Origin of the sequence: Bradyrhizobium sp. SZCCHNRI1009, assembly GCF_032487575.1 — a bacterium.
Classification (GTDB): domain Bacteria; phylum Pseudomonadota; class Alphaproteobacteria; order Rhizobiales; family Xanthobacteraceae; genus Bradyrhizobium.
This window is the reverse complement of the sequence record NZ_JAUEUL010000024.1, coordinates 80958-98880: the sequence shown is the minus strand read 5'-3', so window position 1 is coordinate 98880 and position 17923 is coordinate 80958. Positions and strand designations below refer to the sequence as shown.

General features: G+C 67.3%; 12 protein-coding genes and 1 pseudogene. 7 read left to right on the top strand and 6 right to left on the bottom strand.

The window, feature by feature from the left end; genetic code table 11:
* A pseudogene (locus tag QX010_RS28295) lies at positions 1 to 201 on the top strand (hypothetical protein); the annotation flags it as partial.
* Between the two features lie 645 nt (positions 202 to 846).
* Here QX010_RS28295 and bamA read toward each other — a convergent pair.
* The gene (gene bamA / locus QX010_RS28290; RefSeq protein ID WP_316183048.1) at positions 847 to 3351 is read right to left on the bottom strand and encodes an outer membrane protein assembly factor BamA; all 2505 of its coding nucleotides are present in this window, start codon (positions 3349 to 3351) and stop codon (positions 847 to 849) included.
* A gap of 889 nt (positions 3352 to 4240) precedes the next feature.
* Here bamA and QX010_RS28285 point away from each other — a divergent pair.
* The 3 genes from QX010_RS28285 (at position 4241) to QX010_RS28275 (ending at position 8901) form a co-directional block, all read left to right on the top strand.
* Positions 4241 to 5455, top strand: a complete 1215-nt coding sequence (locus QX010_RS28285; protein ID WP_316183047.1) for an aminotransferase class I/II-fold pyridoxal phosphate-dependent enzyme — start codon at positions 4241 to 4243, stop codon at positions 5453 to 5455.
* Between the two features lie 11 nt (positions 5456 to 5466).
* Positions 5467 to 7944, top strand: coding sequence for a DNA translocase FtsK (locus tag QX010_RS28280; protein ID WP_315800859.1), 2478 nt, complete (start codon positions 5467 to 5469; stop codon positions 7942 to 7944).
* A 168-nt stretch (positions 7945 to 8112) separates the two neighbouring features.
* The gene (locus QX010_RS28275) at positions 8113 to 8901 is read left to right on the top strand and encodes an outer membrane lipoprotein carrier protein LolA (protein WP_409997877.1); all 789 of its coding nucleotides are present in this window, start codon (positions 8113 to 8115) and stop codon (positions 8899 to 8901) included.
* Positions 8902 to 8920: 19 nt separating this feature from the next.
* Here the strand turns inward: QX010_RS28275 and QX010_RS28270 are convergent, their stop codons facing one another.
* On the bottom strand, positions 8921 to 9991 hold the full coding sequence (locus tag QX010_RS28270) for a DUF2336 domain-containing protein (RefSeq protein ID WP_316183046.1): 1071 nt from the start codon (positions 9989 to 9991) through the stop codon (positions 8921 to 8923).
* Positions 9992 to 10220: 229 nt separating this feature from the next.
* On the opposite strand from QX010_RS28270, the gene QX010_RS28265 reads away from it, so the two are divergent.
* The 3 genes from QX010_RS28265 (at position 10221) to QX010_RS28255 (ending at position 14706) form a co-directional block, all read left to right on the top strand.
* Entirely contained in the window at positions 10221 to 11759 is a 1539-nt protein-coding gene (locus QX010_RS28265; protein WP_316183045.1) for a YifB family Mg chelatase-like AAA ATPase, read from the top strand.
* Between the two features lie 99 nt (positions 11760 to 11858).
* Positions 11859 to 12335: a hypothetical protein gene (locus QX010_RS28260; protein ID WP_316183044.1), complete on the top strand. Its 477-nt coding sequence runs from the start codon at positions 11859 to 11861 to the stop codon at positions 12333 to 12335.
* Between the two features lie 136 nt (positions 12336 to 12471).
* Positions 12472 to 14706, top strand: a complete 2235-nt coding sequence (locus tag QX010_RS28255) for a PAS domain-containing hybrid sensor histidine kinase/response regulator (RefSeq protein ID WP_316183043.1) — start codon at positions 12472 to 12474, stop codon at positions 14704 to 14706.
* Between the two features lie 258 nt (positions 14707 to 14964).
* Here the strand turns inward: QX010_RS28255 and coaA are convergent, their stop codons facing one another.
* The 4 genes from coaA to hisA all read right to left on the bottom strand — a co-directional run bounded on the left by coaA (position 14965) and on the right by hisA (position 17877).
* On the bottom strand, positions 14965 to 15921 hold the full coding sequence (gene coaA / locus QX010_RS28250) for a type I pantothenate kinase (protein WP_315800864.1): 957 nt from the start codon (positions 15919 to 15921) through the stop codon (positions 14965 to 14967).
* 32 nt (positions 15922 to 15953) lie between these two features.
* Positions 15954 to 16277, bottom strand: coding sequence for a phosphoribosyl-ATP diphosphatase (locus QX010_RS28245; protein ID WP_316183042.1), 324 nt, complete (start codon positions 16275 to 16277; stop codon positions 15954 to 15956).
* Positions 16278 to 16354: 77 nt separating this feature from the next.
* A complete protein-coding gene (gene hisF, locus QX010_RS28240) occupies positions 16355 to 17131 on the bottom strand; it encodes an imidazole glycerol phosphate synthase subunit HisF (protein ID WP_316183041.1) in 777 nt (258 codons plus the stop codon).
* An 11-nt stretch (positions 17132 to 17142) separates the two neighbouring features.
* Positions 17143 to 17877: a 1-(5-phosphoribosyl)-5-[(5-phosphoribosylamino)methylideneamino]imidazole-4-carboxamide isomerase gene (gene hisA / locus QX010_RS28235; RefSeq protein ID WP_315800867.1), complete on the bottom strand. Its 735-nt coding sequence runs from the start codon at positions 17875 to 17877 to the stop codon at positions 17143 to 17145.
* Positions 17878 to 17923 lie beyond the last annotated feature (46 nt).

Sequence of the window (17923 nt, the reverse complement as noted above, 5' to 3'; positions counted from 1 at the left end):
GTGGCCCGCCTGCGAAAGAAAATGCAGGCGGCAGGTACCACAGGTCTGGCCGAACACACCCGGCCCTCCCTGCGCAACGGTTTTAACGGCTGCTTCGCGTTCTCCCTGGTGCGCCGGGCTGTCTGGCCACCATCCCCACGCGAAGCGAAGCTTCGTCGTGAGTTGATATCAGCGTCGGGATATCAGGACCGCGCGACTTGACCGTGCGTGCATCGATCGTTCGTCCGCGCAGACCGATCCACGCTGCGTCGACACACGCCCATCGCATCCCACTGCCAACGTCTCGTGACGGTCGCGACACGCCCCTCATGCGGCAGCAGGGACGCGCGGAAATGTGCAGGTGATTTGCCCGACGGCACAAGGCCGAATATCGCGACAAACTAACACGACGGGCAGTTTGCGCATGGGAGGAATGCGGGCGACGTCACGCGATCTCGCATGAGACCGACAGCCACATCGTCCGCTTCTACGGCCGAGACCTCGGCCTCATCGACCGCGACCGCCGTTTCCTGCGCTTTGCTCCGCCGCGTGCGCGGCTCCGCGTCGCGCAGGAAACGGCGGAGACAAAACAGCAGTGATCGAATACTGTCAGGAGTCAGCCCGGTCCAAAATGTCAGGGATCAACCCGGTCGGTCAGGGCGATGAATCCAGTGGCGCGCGTCGTACGATCAGCAAAACGGCTGGCCCGTCGCTATCAAGACATGGGCATCGACTCTCATCGGCAGCGGATTCGTGGACCCCCCACCCCCGACCCCTCCCCGCAAGGGGGAGGGGTGCGCACCGCGGTTGGAATTGGCGGGCGAGGTTCAAACGCTCAAGGATCGATCAGGCAATCTGCACCCGCCCTCAGAACGACGTGCCGCCGCCGAACCGGAATTCCTGGGTGACGTCGTATTTGCCCTTGGACAGCGGCACCGCGTAGTCGAAGCGGAGCGGGCCGAACGGGGAGGCCCAGATCAGGCCGACGCCGACGGAGGAGCGCACGACCTTGCTGTCGTCATACAGCATGCCGCATTTGCAGGCGGCCGAGTTGACCTCGCCGGTGGCGGCCCAGGAGGTCGGGCCCTGATAGCCCCACAGCGAGCCGGCGTCGGCATAGACGGCGCCCTTGAGGCCGACTTCCTTGGGCAGGAACCAGAACGGCATCTGCAGCTCGGCGGAGGCGCCCCAATATTTGGTGCCGCCGAGCGAATCGCCGGTGGCGCCGAGGCTGCGATAGGTGATGTCGCGCGGCCCGATGCCGTTGGACGCGAAGCCGCGCACCAGCGTCGGGCCCATCTGGTAGTGGTCGAGCATGCGCAGGTCCTTGTCGCCGATCTTGTTCAGCATGCCGCCCTGCAGATGGATGACGCTGACGATATCGGCGACCAGCGGGGTGTAATATTTCGCGTCCACCGCCGACTTCAGATAGCTGACATTGCCGCCGACGCCGGCGAAATCCTGCCGCCAGTCGATCAGCAGGCCGTCGGTCGGGTTCTTGGTGTTGTCGAGCGTGTTGTAGGTAAGAGTGTAGCCGAGCGCCGAGGTCAGCGCGGCGCCGTCATTCAGCTCCTTGCGCACCGCCAGGCTGGATTCGCCGTCGCCGTAGCAGCCATAGCCATAGACGCCGGAGCTGGTCGCGTTGGTCGGATCGACGCCGCCGAGCACGCTCTGGATATAGGCCGGGGTCGGATTGAAGGCGAGCAGGCCGTTGGCGTTGTTGTTGTTGCAGTTCGCCAGATAGGACGGCAGCGTGATCTCCTGCCGGTACAGCGAGTAGCGCAGCTGCAGCGACAGGTCCTCGCGCAGCTGGAAGCCGAGCCGCGGGCTGAAGCCGATCGTGCGCGTGCCGTAGCTCGTATAGCTGTTGGCGAGCTGCTGACGATAGGAGACGTCCAGCCCGAGCGCCACGCGGTAGTCCAGCAGATAGGGCTCGACAAAGGACAGCGACACGCCGCGGGTATATTGTCCGTAGGTGACCGCCGCCTTGGCGTACAGGCCGCGGCCGAGGAAATTGCGCTCGGAGATCGAGACCTCGGCCAGGGCGCCGTCGGTGGTGGAATAGCCGCCCGAGATCGAGAAATCGCCGGTCGACTTTTCCTCCAGATTGACCACGAGGATGACGCGGTCGCTCGACGAGCCCGGCTCTGCGGTGATCTTCACGTCCTTGAAGAAATCCAGGTTCTTCAGCCGGCGCTCGGCGCGATCGACCAGCGCGCGGTTGTAGGCGTCGCCCTCGGACAGATCGAACTCGCGCCGGATCACGTAGTCGCGGGTGCGGGTGTTGCCGCGGATGGTGATGCGCTCGATATAGGTGCGCGGGCCCTCGTCGACCTGGAACACGATCGCCACCGTATGGGCTTCCAGATTGCGGTCGCCGCGCGGACGCACGACGGCAAAGGCGAAGCCGCGGCGCGACGCCTCGATCTGCATCTCCTCGACCGACTTCTCGAGCTGCTCGACGTTGTAGAGCGCGCCGACATTGACGCGCGAATAGCCGCGCAGCGTGTTGGCGTCGAGCGCCGCGACGCTCGACTGGAACTGCACCGAGCTGACGCGGTATTGCTGGCCTTCCTCGATCTGGAACGTGACCAGGAAGCCCTTCTGCCCAGGGTCGTATTCGCTGAGCGCCGCGACGACCTGAACGTCGGCATAGCCGTTCTTCAGATAGAACCGGCGAATCAGGTCTCGATCGGCCTCGACGCGATCGGGGTCGTAGACGTCGTTGTTGCCGAGAAAGCTGAGCCAGTTCGATTCGTGGGTCTTGATCACGTCGCGCAGGCGCGCGGCGGAATAGGCGTTGTTGCCGACGAAGCTGATCGACTTCACGCCGGTCTTGACGCCCTCTTCGATGGTGAAGACGAGATCGACGCGGTTGTTGGGCTGCTCGATGATCTCGGGCGTGACGCGGACGTCGTAGCGGCCGGAGCGGCGATAGATCTCGGCGATGCGCTGCGCGTCGGACTGCACCATCGGACGGGACAGCGTGCCGCGCGGCTTCGACTGCACTTCCGCCGTGAGCTGCTCGTCCTTGACCTTCTTGTTGCCCTCGAAGGCGACGCGGCCGATCACGGGATTCTCGACAACGCGCACGATCAGCCGGCCGCCCTGCCGGTCGATCTTCACGTCGGCGAACAGGCCGGTCTCGACCAGCGCCTTGAGACCGTCGTCGACCTGGCCGGCATCCAGCGTGCCGGACGGGCCGGGCTTGAAGTAGGAGCGGATGGTGTCGGATTCAACGCGCCGGTTGCCCTCGACGGTAATCAAAGTAGCAACCGCGGCCGGCGCTGCCATGGCGATGCGGGGCGGCGCGGTCATTGGCAGGGCCAGCATGATCAGGGCAAACACGCCCGGCAGTCTCAGACGCATCATCGACGCTCTTTCGAAAGTCAGAGTCCTCGGCGCGCACGCATTCGCCGGCACGCCACGGGAATCGCTGATGCCCGCCAATCATGGTCGCGATGCGCCGATCTCGTTTCGCGAAATGTCTGATGATTCTGGATGTGGCTGATTATGTCCGGCCAGACAAGATTCTCGGCCCGGCGGGTCGACAAAGCGTGCGACACGCTAATAAGTGCGTCCGCCGCGCTGCGACCGGAAAGCCACGGCGGAGGCGGACATGTCCGTTAAGCAATTGGTCCATCCACGCCGCACTCGGTGGCTTCCGAAATCAAATTCTACAAATCTTCGGAAGTTGGCAATACAAGGGAAAAACCAGGGTGCTAATTGACCATCACCCGAACTAAGCCCCCAAGTAGTTCGGCCAAGGCCCGGTGCGCGCAGATTCCCATTGATATTCCGGCGCACCGGGCCGCCCGTTTTTGTCATCTGCGGCGGTGCTTATGAATGCGCCCTCTCCCCTTGTGGGAGAGGGCATGTATGAGCGTGCGGCAGGCGCGGTTGAGTGAGGGGTATCTCTCCACAAGCTCAGCCCGTGGAGAGACCCCTCCTCACCCAACCGCGCTCGCGGATGGGCCAGCGATGCCCTCTCCCCACAAGGGGCGAGGGCGCTGTATCGGGCAGCGCGCTGGCGGCGGCTTGGGCCTAGCCAAATGAGACGGTTCCCCTCCGCCCCCCGAATCACCACAATGTCCGCCGCTGTTGCGAAATTGCCTCTGGATCGGGGCGGGAAAACCGATCAAAACGGGCGGCAGCGCCGATGGTTAATCGCGTCTTAACCTCGCCCCACCTATGGTGACCGCTAAAGGCACCGGTTCATGGGCGATCGGCGGCTTCCACTGGTTTGGCGCGCGTTTTACGTATGGCAATGACCGCTTCATCCCCCGCGCCCGCTGGCGCCAGCCATTCGGAGAGCGAACGCTCGCCGTTTGCGCGGCTGAACGAGCTGCTCGCCCCCTACAAGCCGGGCAAGCCGATGATCACGCTCGCCGTCGGTGAGCCGCAGCATCCGGTGCCGGGCTTCGTCGGGCCGGTGCTGGCCCAGCACATCGCCGAGTTCGGCCGCTACCCCGCGGCCAAGGGCATCGAGCCGTTCCGCAAGGCGGCCGCCGGCTGGCTGTCGCGCCGATTCGCGCTGCCGCGCGCTGTTGATCCCGAGCACGAGATCCTGGTCCTCAACGGCAGCCGCGAGGGCCTGTTCTTCGCCGCCCATGCCGCGCTCCGCCACGTCGGCCCGCGCCGCGGCAAGCCCGCGATCCTGATGCCGAACCCGTTCTATCCGGTCTACGGCGTCGGCGCGCGCACCGCCGGCTGCGACTCCATCTATCTGCCGACGACGCGCGAGAACGGCTTTCTGCCGGACCTCGAGGCGATCGACGAGGCGACGCTGTCGCGCACGATCGCGTTCTACCTTGCGACGCCGGCCAACCCGCAGGGCTCGGTGGCATCAGCGGACTATATGCGCAAGCTGGTCCGGCTCGCCAACGCCTACGGCTTCCTGATCTTCAGCGACGAATGCTATTCGGAGATCTACACGAAGGCGGCGCCCGGCAGCATGCTGGAGCATGCCGGGCCCGACTACACCAATGTGGTCGCGTTCCAGTCACTGTCGAAGCGCTCCAACGTGCCGGGCATGCGGATCGGCTTCGCCGCCGGCGACCGCCGATTCCTCGCGGGCTTTCACGAGCTGCGCAACGTCGCGGCGCCGCAGGTGCCGGTGCCGCTGCAGCACGTGGCGGTCGCCGCCTATGCCGACGAGGCCCATGTCGAGGAGAACCGGCGGCTGTACCGCGCCAAGTTCGACCTCGCCGACCAGATCATCGGCAACCGCTATGGCTACAGGCGGCCCGATGGCGGCTTCTGCGTCTGGCTCGACGTCACTGAGCGCGGCGGCGACGAGGAGGTGACGTTGCGGCTGTATCGCGACGCCGGCGTGCGCGTGGTGCCCGGCAGCTACCTGGCGCGGCCGCAGGCCGACGGCTTCAATCCGGGCCTCGGCTACATCAGGCTGGCGCTGGTGGCCGATGCCGAATCCACCGGTGAGGCGTTGCACCGGCTGGTCGAGGTCCTGGGATAATCGCGGGGCTGATGCAGATGCCGGCGATCGAACGAGTCATTCCCCTGGTCAACCACCTGCCGACGTCGCTGCGCGACGCGCTGGTGCGGCGGCTGCGCGAGCTTGCGGGCCTCTGCCTGATCGCGCTGTGCGGCGTGGCCGCGGCGGCGCTGATGACGTGGTCGGTGCAGGACCCCAGCCTGAGCCACGCCACCTCGCGCGCGATCCGCAACATCGTCGGCTATCCCGGCGCGATCAGCGCCGATCTGCTGATGCAGATCCTCGGTCTCGGCTCGATCATGGCGATCCTGCCGCTTTCGATCCGCGGCTGGCGGATGATGACGCACCGGCCGTTCGACCGCGAGGCGCTGCGCTTCGGCGCCTGGATTCTCGGCGCCGTCATCGCCGCCGGCTTTGCCAGCTGCTGGCCGCGCTCGCATGCCTGGCCGCTGCCGACCGGTCTCGGCGGTGTCGTCGGCGATGCCCTGGTGCGCGCACCGGCCGTGGTGTTCGGACCGCCCGGCGTGATCTATCGGCTGGTGCTCGGCGCCCTTCTTCTGGTGGCGATGATCGGCTGCCTGCTGGTGGCCGGCGGCATGGGCGCGAAGGAAGCCGACCCGAGCCTGCTCGCCGACGAGGACGACGACACGCCGCTGGCCGACCCGGAGGATGACGACGACCGCAAGGCGATCCGGCTCGGCTGGGTGTTCCATGCCATCATGAGCGCCAAGGCGCAGGTCGTCTGGTTCCTCAGCACGGCCTACCGCGCGCTGGTGTCGTCAGGTCCGCAGCCGCGCGCCGCCGCCGCAGGCCGGCAGGAGCCGAGCCTCGGCCGCGGCCAGGGCAAGCCGACGCTCGCGCCCGAGATGGACGAGGACGGCGGCGACGAGGAAGAAGCCGAGGAGGGCGAGGACGAAGAAGAGGAGGAGGAGCCCGCTCCGAAGTCGCGCAAGAAGCCGGCGCCGAAGACTCCTGCGAAAAAGTCCAACGACAAATACGATCTGCCCTCGGTCTCGATGCTGGCGGCGCCGAAATCCTCCGACCGCCAGCCGCTGTCGAAGAGCGAGCTGGAGGCCAATTCGCGCGCTCTCGAGGGCGTGCTGCAGGATTTCGGCGTGCGCGGCGAGATCGTCAAGGCGCATCCCGGCCCGGTCGTCACGCTGTACGAGCTGGAGCCGGCGCCGGGCATCAAGTCCTCGCGCGTGATCGGCCTGGCCGACGACATCGCCCGCTCGATGAGCGCGCTGTCGGCGCGCGTCGCCGTCGTGCCCGGCCGCAACGCCATCGGCATCGAGCTGCCCAACGTGCATCGCGAGAAGGTGTACCTGCGCGAGCTGCTGGTGGCCAAGGAGGCGACCGAGAGCGTCGCAAAGCTGCCGCTGTGCCTCGGCAAGAACATCGGCGGCGAATCCATCATCATCGATCTCGCCCGCACCCCGCACATGCTGATCGCCGGCACCACCGGCTCGGGCAAGTCGGTCGCGATCAACACCATGATCCTGAGCCTGGTGTATCGGCTGCGCCCCGATCAGTGCCGCCTCATCATGGTCGACCCGAAGATGCTCGAGCTTTCCGTCTATGACGGCATCCCGCATCTCCTCACGCCCGTCGTGACCGACCCGAAGAAGGCCGTGGTCGCGCTGAAATGGGCCGTGCGCGAGATGGAGGAGCGCTACAAGAAGATGGCCAAGCTCGGCGTGCGCAACATCGACGGCTACAACGCCCGTCTCGGCGAAGCGCGCGCCAAGGGCGAGGAGCTGACCCGCACCGTCCATACCGGCTTCGACAAGGAGAGCGGCAAGGCGATCTACGAGGAGGAGAAGCTCGACCTCGATCCCCTGCCCTACATCGTCATCATCGTCGACGAGATGGCCGACCTGATGATGGTCGCCGGCAAGGACATCGAGGGCACGGTGCAGCGCCTCGCCCAGATGGCGCGCGCCGCCGGCCTGCACGTCATCCTGGCGACGCAGCGTCCGTCGGTCGACGTCATCACCGGCACCATCAAGGCCAACTTCCCGACCCGCATCTCCTTCCAGGTGACGTCGAAGATCGACAGCCGCACCATCCTGGGCGAGATGGGCGCCGAGCAGCTGCTCGGCCAGGGCGACATGCTCTACATGGCCGGCGGCGGCCGCATCAGCCGCGTGCACGGCCCGTTCTGCTCCGACGAGGAGGTCGAGAAGGTGGTCAAGCATCTCAAGGCCCAGGGCTCGCCGGAATATCTCGAGGCGGTCACCGCCGAGGAGCCGAGCGAGGAGGATGGCGCCGTGTTCGACGCCACCGGCATGGGCGGCGGTGGCGGCGGCGACGACCTGTTCTCGCAGGCGGTCGCCGTGGTCAAGCGCGACCGCAAGGCCTCCACCAGCTACATTCAACGGCGGCTGCAGATCGGCTATAACAAGGCCGCTTCGCTGATGGAGCGGATGGAACAGGAAGGCATCGTCGGCCAGGCCAACCACGCCGGCAAGCGCGAGATCCTGGTGCCCGAGGAGGAAGGCGGGTTCTGACGGCCCGATGGCCGCAGAAACGCCGCTTCGGTGCCCGATCTTCACGCGATTACGATCACGCTGCCCGGCCGAACCGGGATAGAACGCGTAAAACCTCAGGACGTCGTTTTGAAAAGCTCCTTGTTGAACAGCACGTTTTCGTATCACGCAGCTTGGCGCGGGCGCCGGATCGGCGCCTGGCTGGTCGCCTGCGCCGTGACGACATGCTCCATCGCCGGAGCGTCCGGTCACGCCGCCGCGCAAGGCACGCCGGCTCCGAAATCAGGCCCGAAGAGCGGCTCCCAGCTCAGCGCCTCCGACCAGCAGCGGGCCGGCCAGAGCCCCTCGACCACGCAGACGGCCCCGCCCAATCCGGTCATTCCCGATCCCCGGCGCAACGTGCCGGCCAGCATCTTCACCTCGTTCGACGCCAACCAGAAGGCGCAGGCGGCCAAGGTCAGCGCCTATCTGTCGTCGCTGCAGACGCTGGTTGGGAATTTCGTTCAGGTCGGCCCGGACGGCAGCAAGACCAAGGGTGATTTCTACATCCAGAAGCCCGGCAAGGTCCGCTTCGAATATGACCCGCCGACCCCGATCGACATCATCGCCGACGGCTCCTCGCTGGTGGTGCGCGACCGCAAGCTCGCCACCCAGGACGTCTATCCGCTGTCGCAGACGCCGCTGCGCTATCTCTTGTCCGACCGCATCGACCTGTTGAAGGACACCAACGTGATCGCGGTCGCCGCCGACGACCTCTACGTCACGATCACGATCGAGGAGAAGCAGGCCCTGATCGGCACCAGCCGGCTGATGCTGATGCTCGGCGCCAAGGACGGTCAGCTCAAGCAGTGGACCGTGACCGATCCGCAGGGCTACGACACCACGATTGCCGTCTACAATCTCGATACGACCAAGAAGCTCGACCCGGCGATGTTCAAGATCGACTTCACGGCCTACCCGTCGACCCCGCCGGGCTGACGCCGCTTCCCGCGCTCGCTCAGCGCGATTCGAGCCCGCGCACCTTCCACTGCGCTTCGGACAGCGCAAGCTTCTCGAAGCGCTTGCGCGCCTCTTCGAGGTCATCGGCTGGAAGCGCGTCGCAGCCGGGCCGGTCGCGCAGGATCATCGACGTCGTCGCCCAGCTCAGCCGTGCCGCCTTGCAGGCCAGCAGCAGATCCGTGAGGCGATCCTCCTCCAGCAGCGTCTCGATCGTCTCGATGGTGACGACGCAGAGCAGCGCCAGCGCCGCGATCACGGCAGGGAAATCGCCGGTGGCACAGAAGCGGTTGACGGCGGAGTCGCCGAGCTTGCCGGTGCGGCTGAGGGCGGCGACCTCAGCCTTGACCTGCTGATAGTCCCAGATCGCGCGCATCGCCGCGCCGGGCGAGCGGGTCGGCGTCGCCTGAAGGGTCGCGCGGGTCGCCGGCGGTGCGGCCTTGATGAAGCGGGCGCGGGCGCCCTCGCTGGCCGCGGCGACGAAGGCGCGCGACAGCTTGGCCGGCAGGTCGGTGCGCAGCGCGAGCTTCTCGGCGAGATCCTCATCGCGCTCGGCGATCTTGAACAGGCTGCGATAGCCATCCTCGGACAGCTTTGACGTGAGGTTCTGCGCCAGCGCCATGCGCACCGCCGGAAAGCCGCGCGCGATCAGCTGCGTCGTGAGATTGTCGCCGATGCCCCTGCGGCTGGCGATCGCGACGAGATGCGCCGGGCTGCCGGTGCGGATGAACTCGGCGAGGTCGCGCTCGGTCAGCACCGCCGCCTTGGCCAGCATCGGCCCGGCGACGCGCAATTCGGGGTGAACGGCGAGCATCCGCGCCGTCGCGTAAGGCGCGCGTTCGACGCCGGCGAGCGCCATGCTCAGCTCGGCCAGCAGCTCGGTCGCGACCTGCGGCATCAGCCGGGCGAACATCTGATCGTAGAGATCGAGCTGCTCGTTCGACGCCGGCCGCGGACCGGCCAGGAACAGGCTGGTGGTCCGGCGCAGCATGTCGGTGGCGAGCTCGGACACCGTCCGCGCATCACCGGCGGGCGTCTTGGCAGTTGGAGCTGCCGCGGGCGCTGGAGGCATCACACGTCCCTCGTTGGGCGCCTCTCGGCCGTGACGGAGGCGCGGGTCGATCATCAATTGCGGAAGAATGCGAAGGCCGGACTAAAGGCGCGTTAAGCCAAGCAGACCGACCTGGGTCGCGATGCGACCGTCGTTAACGGATTGCGCGCGTCCGGCGCACCGGCTTGTTCCTGTATTGTTCTTGCGAACTGGACCCGCTTCCGCTAGCCTTCTCGCGGGAGGGGGCATCATGGTCCAGCGCGTTTCCACCGTTGCCTTCGAGGGAATCGAGGCCCGCGCGGTCGACGTGCAGGTCCAGGTCGCGCCCGGACTGCCGGCGTTCGCGATCGTCGGACTGCCGGACAAGGCGGTGTCGGAGGCGCGCGAGCGGGTGCGCTCGGCGCTGATCGCCTCCGGCCTGGCGCTGCCGGCGCGGCGGATCACCGTCAACCTGGCGCCGGCCGACGTGCCCAAGGAAGGCAGCCATTACGACCTGCCGATCGCGCTCGGCCTGATGGCCGCGATCGGCGCCATCCCGCCCGATGCGCTCAGCGGCTTCACCGTGCTTGGCGAGCTCGGCCTCGACGGCTCGATCGCGCCCGTGGCGGGCGTGCTGCCGGCCGCGATCGGCGCCAATGGCCGCGAGGAAGGCCTGATCTGCCCGGCCGCCTGCGGCGCCGAGGCGGCGTGGGCGAGCCCCGATTTGCAGATCATCGCGGCGAGCTCGCTGATCCAGATCGCCAACCATTTCAAGGGCACGCAGGTGCTGTCGCGGCCGCAGCCGAAGATCCAGGAGGCGCCCGCGAGCCTGCTCGACCTGCGCGACATCAAGGGCCAGGAGAGCGGCAAGCGCGCGCTCGAGATCGCCGCCGCCGGCGGGCATCATCTCTTGATGATCGGCTCGCCCGGCGCCGGCAAGTCGATGCTGGCGGCGCGGCTGCCGTCGATCCTGCCGCCGCTGTCGCCGGCCGAGCTCCTGGAAGTGTCGATGATCGCCTCAGTCGCCGGCGAGATCGAGGGCGGCGCGCTGACCAACCGGCGGCCGTTCCGCAGCCCGCATCATTCCGCCAGCATGGCGGCGCTGACCGGCGGCGGCCTGCGCGCCCGCCCCGGCGAGATCTCGCTGGCGCATCAGGGCGTGCTGTTTCTCGACGAGCTGCCGGAGTTCGATCCGCGCGTGCTGGATTCGCTGCGCCAACCCTTGGAGAATGGCGAGGTCTCGATCTCGCGCGCCAACCACCGCGTCACCTACCCTGCCCGCTTCATGCTGGTCGCGGCGATGAATCCCTGCCGCTGCGGCAATGCCTTCGAGCCGGGGTACGCGTGCAAGCGCGGCCGCATCGACCGCTGCACGGCGGACTACCAGACCCGAATCTCCGGCCCGCTGATGGACCGCATCGACCTGCGTATCGAGGTGCCGGCGGTCACCGCCGCCGACCTGATCCTGCCGCCATCCAAGGAAGGCTCGGCCGAGGTCGCCGCCCGCGTCGCCGCCGCGCGCGAGCTGCAGCGCGCCCGCTATGCCAAGGCCGGCCTGCCGCATATCCGCACCAACGCCGAGGCGCCCGCCGCCGTGCTCGACGATGTCGCCAAGCTCGACGCCCCCGGCCAGAAGCTGCTGCGCGAGGCCGCCGAGACGATGCGGCTGTCGGCGCGCGGCTATCACCGCGTGCTGCGCGTGGCGCGGACGCTCGCCGATCTCGATCACGCCGAGGCGATCGGCCGGCTGCATCTGGCCGAAGCGCTGTCGTATCGCGCGCTGGCGGAGGACAATCGTCACGCGGCGTGACTGCCCGCCCCTTCAACACTCTGGTAACGACTTCTCTTTACGCTCCGACAACCATAAGGCCCGCGTTTCGTCCTCAGGCCTGCCGCGTCGGTGCGTATCATGTTGCGTTTCAAGGTCATCGTTTCGGCCGTGCCGCTGATCGCGGCCGTGGTCATTGCCAAGGTCGAATTGGCACCCTCCCCGCAGCCCTGCATTGCCGTCGGCGCCGACAGCGCCTCGCTTGGATCGGCGCCGTTCCACGCCGATCTGCATGTCGACTTCACCGACGATCCCGCGCTCGCCACGGTGCGCGTGGCCCTGGCGGACAGTCCGGAGGCGGCCGATGTCGTCGTGGTCGACGATGCGCCCGTGGAAGAGGATCGGGGTTGCGGCATCACGGCCGCCACCCAGGTCGTCGCGATCGCGGCTGATCGCCTTGCGGGTTCGCAGCGGATCTATCTCGCCAGCGATGATGCCGATGGCCGCGCCGACTATCGCATCTACGTCCGCTCCAGCCACACGACGGCCAGGGACGCCGCCGCATTGATCGTCGCGGCCCGTAATCATTCCTCATCGCCGGCCAACCCGGTTCTGTGACTCGGGCTAACGCCCGGTTCACCATCTCTGCACCGCCGGCTAGCGCGGGCATGACCTTTCAAAGTCTCAGCAATACCGACGTCGCATGGTGCGGGGTCGGCGAGGACATTGGGATCGGAAGCTGGGGGTGAACGAGATGGGACCGATTTTTCACGTCAGGCTGCGCCTGCGCCGGTTCATACGCCGTCACCGCACCATCTTCGCGATTCTGCGCTCGCTGATGATCTTCTCCGCCGGCTTCGGCGGGGCCTACGGCTTCATCAAGGCCAGCATCTCCCCGAACTCCGGCTACAATCCGCACGCCTTCGCGATCGGCGCCAGCTTCCTGTTCGCGCTCGCCTGCGTCGGCCTGGCCACGCTCAGCATGCGGCTGCGCTTCGTCGCCAAGAAGATGCACAAGATCGCGCTCCACAACGAGGTGCTGGCCGACCGGAACTGGGAGCTGCAGGAAGCCGAGCAGCGCGCCCGCAATCTGTTCGAGCAGCAGGGCGATCTCATCGTCATGCGCGCCCGCGACGGCACCATCGTCTTCGTCAACGACGCCTATTGCCGGATGGCGGGCCTCGATCGCGACAATCTGCTCGGCAGCGCGTTCACCTTCCAGCTGATCGAGCAGGGCGACAGCGCGCTGGAGCCGAACGGCACGCGCGTCCACGACCAGCGCATCGAGAGCGCGATCGGACCGCGCTGGATCGCGTGGCGCGAGGCGCTCGTGCGTTCCGACGCCGGCCAGCCCGCCCTGCTGCAATGTGTCGGCCGCGACGTCACCGACCGCACCGAAACCGAGCGCGCGCTGGCGGAGGCGCGCGACCAGGCCAACGCCGCGAACCGCGCCAAGTCACGCTTCCTGGCGATGGCGAGCCACGAGATCCGCACGCCGCTGAACGGCATCCTCGGCATGAGCGGCCTGTTGCTCGACACGCAGCTCACGCCGGAGCAGACGACCTACGCCAAGGCGGTCCGCACCTCGGGTGAGGCCTTGATGTCGCTGATCAACGAGCTGCTCGACTATTCCAAGATCGAGGCCGGCAAGCTGGCGCTCGAGGCGCAGCCGTTCTCGCTGGCGGCGCTGATCGAGGAGATCACCGAATTGCTGGCGCCGCGCGCGCAGGCCAAGCAGTTGGAGATCGCGGCCTATCTCGACGAGCGGCTGCCGACCTGGGTGACGGGCGACGCGGCGCGGCTGCGCCAGGTGCTGCTCAACCTCGCCGGCAACGCCATCAAGTTCACCGCGACGGGCGGCGTTGCCCTGATCGCCGAGCCCGGCATCTGGCCGAACGAGATCAGCTTCCAGGTGCGCGACACCGGCATTGGCATCGCCGCCGACGCGCAGGACCGCATCTTCCGCGAATTCGAGCAGGCCGACGACAGCGTGGCGCGCAGCTTCGGCGGCACCGGGCTTGGCCTCGCGATCTCCGACCGGATCGTCAAGCGCATGGGCGGGCGCATTTCGCTGCAAAGCCAGCTCGGCGCCGGCTCGACCTTCGAGGTGGCGGTGCCGCTGCCGCCGGCGCTGGAGCGCGGCGAGCAGAACAGCTTCCGCGGCCCCGACCTCGCCGGACAGTCGATCATGCTGGTCGCGCCGGCCGGGCTGCAGGCCGAGCTGATCGAGCGGCGCCTGCAGAACTGGGGGGCGCAGACCTGCCTGATCGCCGAGGCCGAGGTCGCGCGAGCCCTGCTGCCCGAACGCGCCTGGCATGCCGTGCTGGTCGACGACGCCATCGGCAGCGATGAATCGCTGCGTCTGGGCCAGGTCGCGCACCACCATACGACACGGCTGATCGTGCTGGTGACGCCGGCGAGCCGCCACGAGCTGGCACCGGCGGCGCCATTCCACGGCTATCTCGTCAAGCCGCTGCGCGCCGCTTCGCTCGCCGCGCGCGTGAGCTTCGACACCGACGGCACGGTCCTCGCCGACGATCCAGTCCCGACGATCGCGCCGCCGATCGCGGCTCAGGCCGGCGCGGGCCTGTCGATCCTCGTCGCCGAGGACAACGACATCAACGCGCTGCTGATGCGCTCGCTGCTGACCAAGCTCGGCCATCACGCCGACATCGCCGTGCATGGCGAAGCGGCGCTCGACTCCTGGCTCGCGGCGCGCTCGGCCGGCGCGCCGTACGATCTGATCCTGATGGATGTGCAGATGCCGAAGCTCGACGGCATCGCTGCCGCCAGGCGCATCCGCGCCATCGAGGCCAGCGAGCCCGGCGGGCGCACCCCGATCCTGGCGCTGACGGCCAACGCGCTGGTCGAGGACCGCTACGCCTGCTTCGAGGCGGGCATGGACGGGTTCCTGGTCAAGCCGATCGATCGCGACAAGCTCGACGAGGCGCTGGCGAATCTGGCGGCGGCCCGGCAGGTGGCCGCGTAAGTCGTTAGTTGCGGCACCGACCGTGCGCTCCCTCTCCCCGTTCTTACGGGGAGAGGGCTGGGGTGAGGGGCAGCCGCACGAGTTGTGCGAATGGTGAGACCTGTACCCCCTCACCCGGATTGCATCTGGCGATGCAATCCGACCTCTCCCCGCAAGCGGGGCGAGGTAAGCATCGCGCAAGCCGCGAGAGCTTCCATCATCGTAGGCGGGCGATCTTACTCACTCATCAGCGCGCCGGGCCTGCCTCGGCGGCTCAGCTCACAACCGCCGCAGAGCCACCGTCTCGATCTCGTGATCCGCGCCCTTCTTCAGGATCAGGGTCGCGCGCGGCCGTGTCGGGAGGATATTATCCTCGAGATTGGCCAGGTTGGTGCGCTCCCAGATCGCGATCGCGGTGGCGATGGCCTCCTCGTCCGACAGCAGCGCGTAGCGGTTGAAGTAGGACCTGGGATCATGGAACGCCGTGTCGCGCAGCGAGAGGAAGCGCTTGACGTACCATTTGCGCAGGATCGCCTCGTCGGCATCGATATAGACCGAGAAGTCGAAGAAGTCGGAGACGACCGGCACGGCCTTGCCGTCGCGCGGCAGCGGACCGGTCTGCAGCACGTTGACGCCTTCGACGATGAGGATGTCCGGCTGGTCGATCTCGGTCCACTGATTGGGGACGATGTCGTAGCTCAGATGGGAATACACCGGCGCGCGCACCGGATGGCGGCCGGCCTTGATGTCGGACAGAAATCCGAGCAGCCGCGGCAGGTCATAGCTTTCCGGAAAGCCCTTCTTCTGCATCAGGCCCTGCCGCTCCAGCACCGCGTTCGGATACAGGAAGCCGTCGGTGGTGATGAGATCGACCTTGGGCCGCGGCGACCAGCGGGTCAGCAACGCCTGCAGCACGCGCGCGGTGGTCGACTTGCCGACCGCCACCGAGCCGGCGACGCCGATGATGTAGGGCATCTTGCGGTCGCGGATGCCGAGGAACTGACGCTGCGCGTAGTACAGCCGCTGCGCCGCGTCGACATACATCGACAGCAGTCGCGACAGCGGGAGGTAGATGTCCTCGACCTCCTGAAGGTCGAGACGATCGTGCATCGACCGCAGCTTGGAGAACTCGCCGGGCTCCAAGGTCATCGGCGTGTCGTTGCGCAGCTCGGCCCATTGTTCGCGGGTGAAGACGCGGTACGGATTATATTGTTGTTCGGTGGTGCGCATATCCATCACGCTGCCCTTCGTTTCCCCGCCGCCGCGCCCTACTCCGTCTTGCGCGACGCCTTTTCTTCCAGCCCCGATTGACCGGTGCGCTTGCCGAGCGCCGCCTCGACCTCCTCGAGCCGGACGTCGCGCGACTTCAACAACACCAACAGATGAAACAGCAGATCGGCGCTTTCGGAGATCAGATGCTCGCGGTCGGTGCCAACAGCGGCGATGACCGTCTCGACCGCCTCCTCGCCCATCTTCTTGGCGCATTGCGGCGGCCCCTTGTCGAGCAGCTTGCGCGTATAGGACGCCTCGCCGCCCGCCGCGGCGCGCGCGTCGATGATGGCAGCGAGATCGTGAAGCGTGAAGCGGGACATCAGCCGGTACTCGGAACGCCTGCCCGACCACGGCGGCCGGACCAGCGTTCATCTAACATTTTTGCGACGCAATGTCGTCAGGGATCGAGCCGCATCGGCAGGCCCTGGCGCACCATGTGCTCCTTGGCCTGCCGGATGGTAAATTCCCCGAAATGGAAGATCGACGCGGCCAGCACCGCGGTCGCGCGGCCCTCGCGGATGCCGTCCACCAGATGATCGAGGTTGCCGACACCGCCGGAGGCGATCACCGGCACCGGGACGCTGTCGGCGACCGCCCGGGTCAGCGGCAGGTCGAAGCCCTGGCGGGTGCCGTCGCGGTCCATCGAGGTCAGCAGGATCTCCCCTGCCCCCAGCGATACCACCTCCTGGGCATATTCCAGCGCATCGATGCCGGTCGATTTGCGGCCGCCATGGGTGAAGATCTCCCAGCGCGACCCGCCGCCAGGCCGCGACACGGACTTGGCGTCGATCGCGACCACAATGCACTGCTCGCCGAACTTCTCGGCCGCCTCCTTGACGAATTCGCGCCTGCTCACCGCGGCCGAATTGATCGAGACCTTGTCGGCGCCGGAACGCAGCAGGGTCTTGATGTCGTCGATGGTGCGCACGCCGCCGCCGACCGTGACCGGCATGAAGCAGGCCTCCGCCGTGCGCCGGACGACGTCCAGCATGATGCCACGGTTCTCATGGGTGGCGGTGATGTCGAGGAAGCAGAGCTCGTCGGCGCCGGCGGCGTCATAGGCGATCGCCGCCTCCACCGGATCGCCGGCGTCGCGCAGATTGACGAAGTTGACGCCCTTGACGACCCGTCCGTCCTTGACGTCGAGGCAGGGAATGACACGGACCTTGAACATCCTGTTTCCTCCTACGCACGCGCCGCGCGGATCAGCGCCAGTGCTTCCGCGGGATCGAGGCGGCCGTCATAGAGCGCGCGGCCAGCGATGGCGCCTTCGAGCTTTTTCGCCCGTGGTGTCAGCATCGCCTTGACGTCCTCGATCGAGGCCAGGCCGCCGGAGGCAATCACGGGGATCGAGATGGCGTCACCGAGCGCGATCGTGGCCTCGAGATTGAGGCCCTTGAGCAGGCCGTCGCGCGCGATGTCGGTGAAGATGATCGCGGCGACGCCGGCGTCCTCGAAACGCCTGGCGATGTCGAGCGCCGTGACCTCGGAGGTCTCGGCCCAGCCCTCGACGGCGACCTTGCCGTCGCGGGCATCGAGTCCGACGGCGACGCGGCCGGGGAAGGCCTTGGCTGCGGTCTTCACCAGCTCGGGATCGCGCACCGCCGCGGTGCCGATGATGACACGGGTGATGCCCTTGGTCAGCCAGGCCTCGACCGTCGCGAGATCGCGGATGCCGCCGCCGAGCTGCACCGGCATCTTGACAACTTTCAACATCGCCTCGACCGCATGCGCATTCATCGGCTTGCCGGCGAAGGCGCCGTCGAGATCGACGACGTGGAGATAGTCGAAGCCCTGGTCGGCGAAGCTCTTGGCTTGCGCAGCGGGATCGAGATTGAACACGGTGGCGCGGGCCATGTCGCCCTGCTCCAGGCGCACGCACTGGCCGTTCTTCAGATCGATGGCAGGAAAAAGGATCATCGGAGCTGTCTTTCAGGCAAGCGCCCTGCCCGCCTCCTGGACGGAC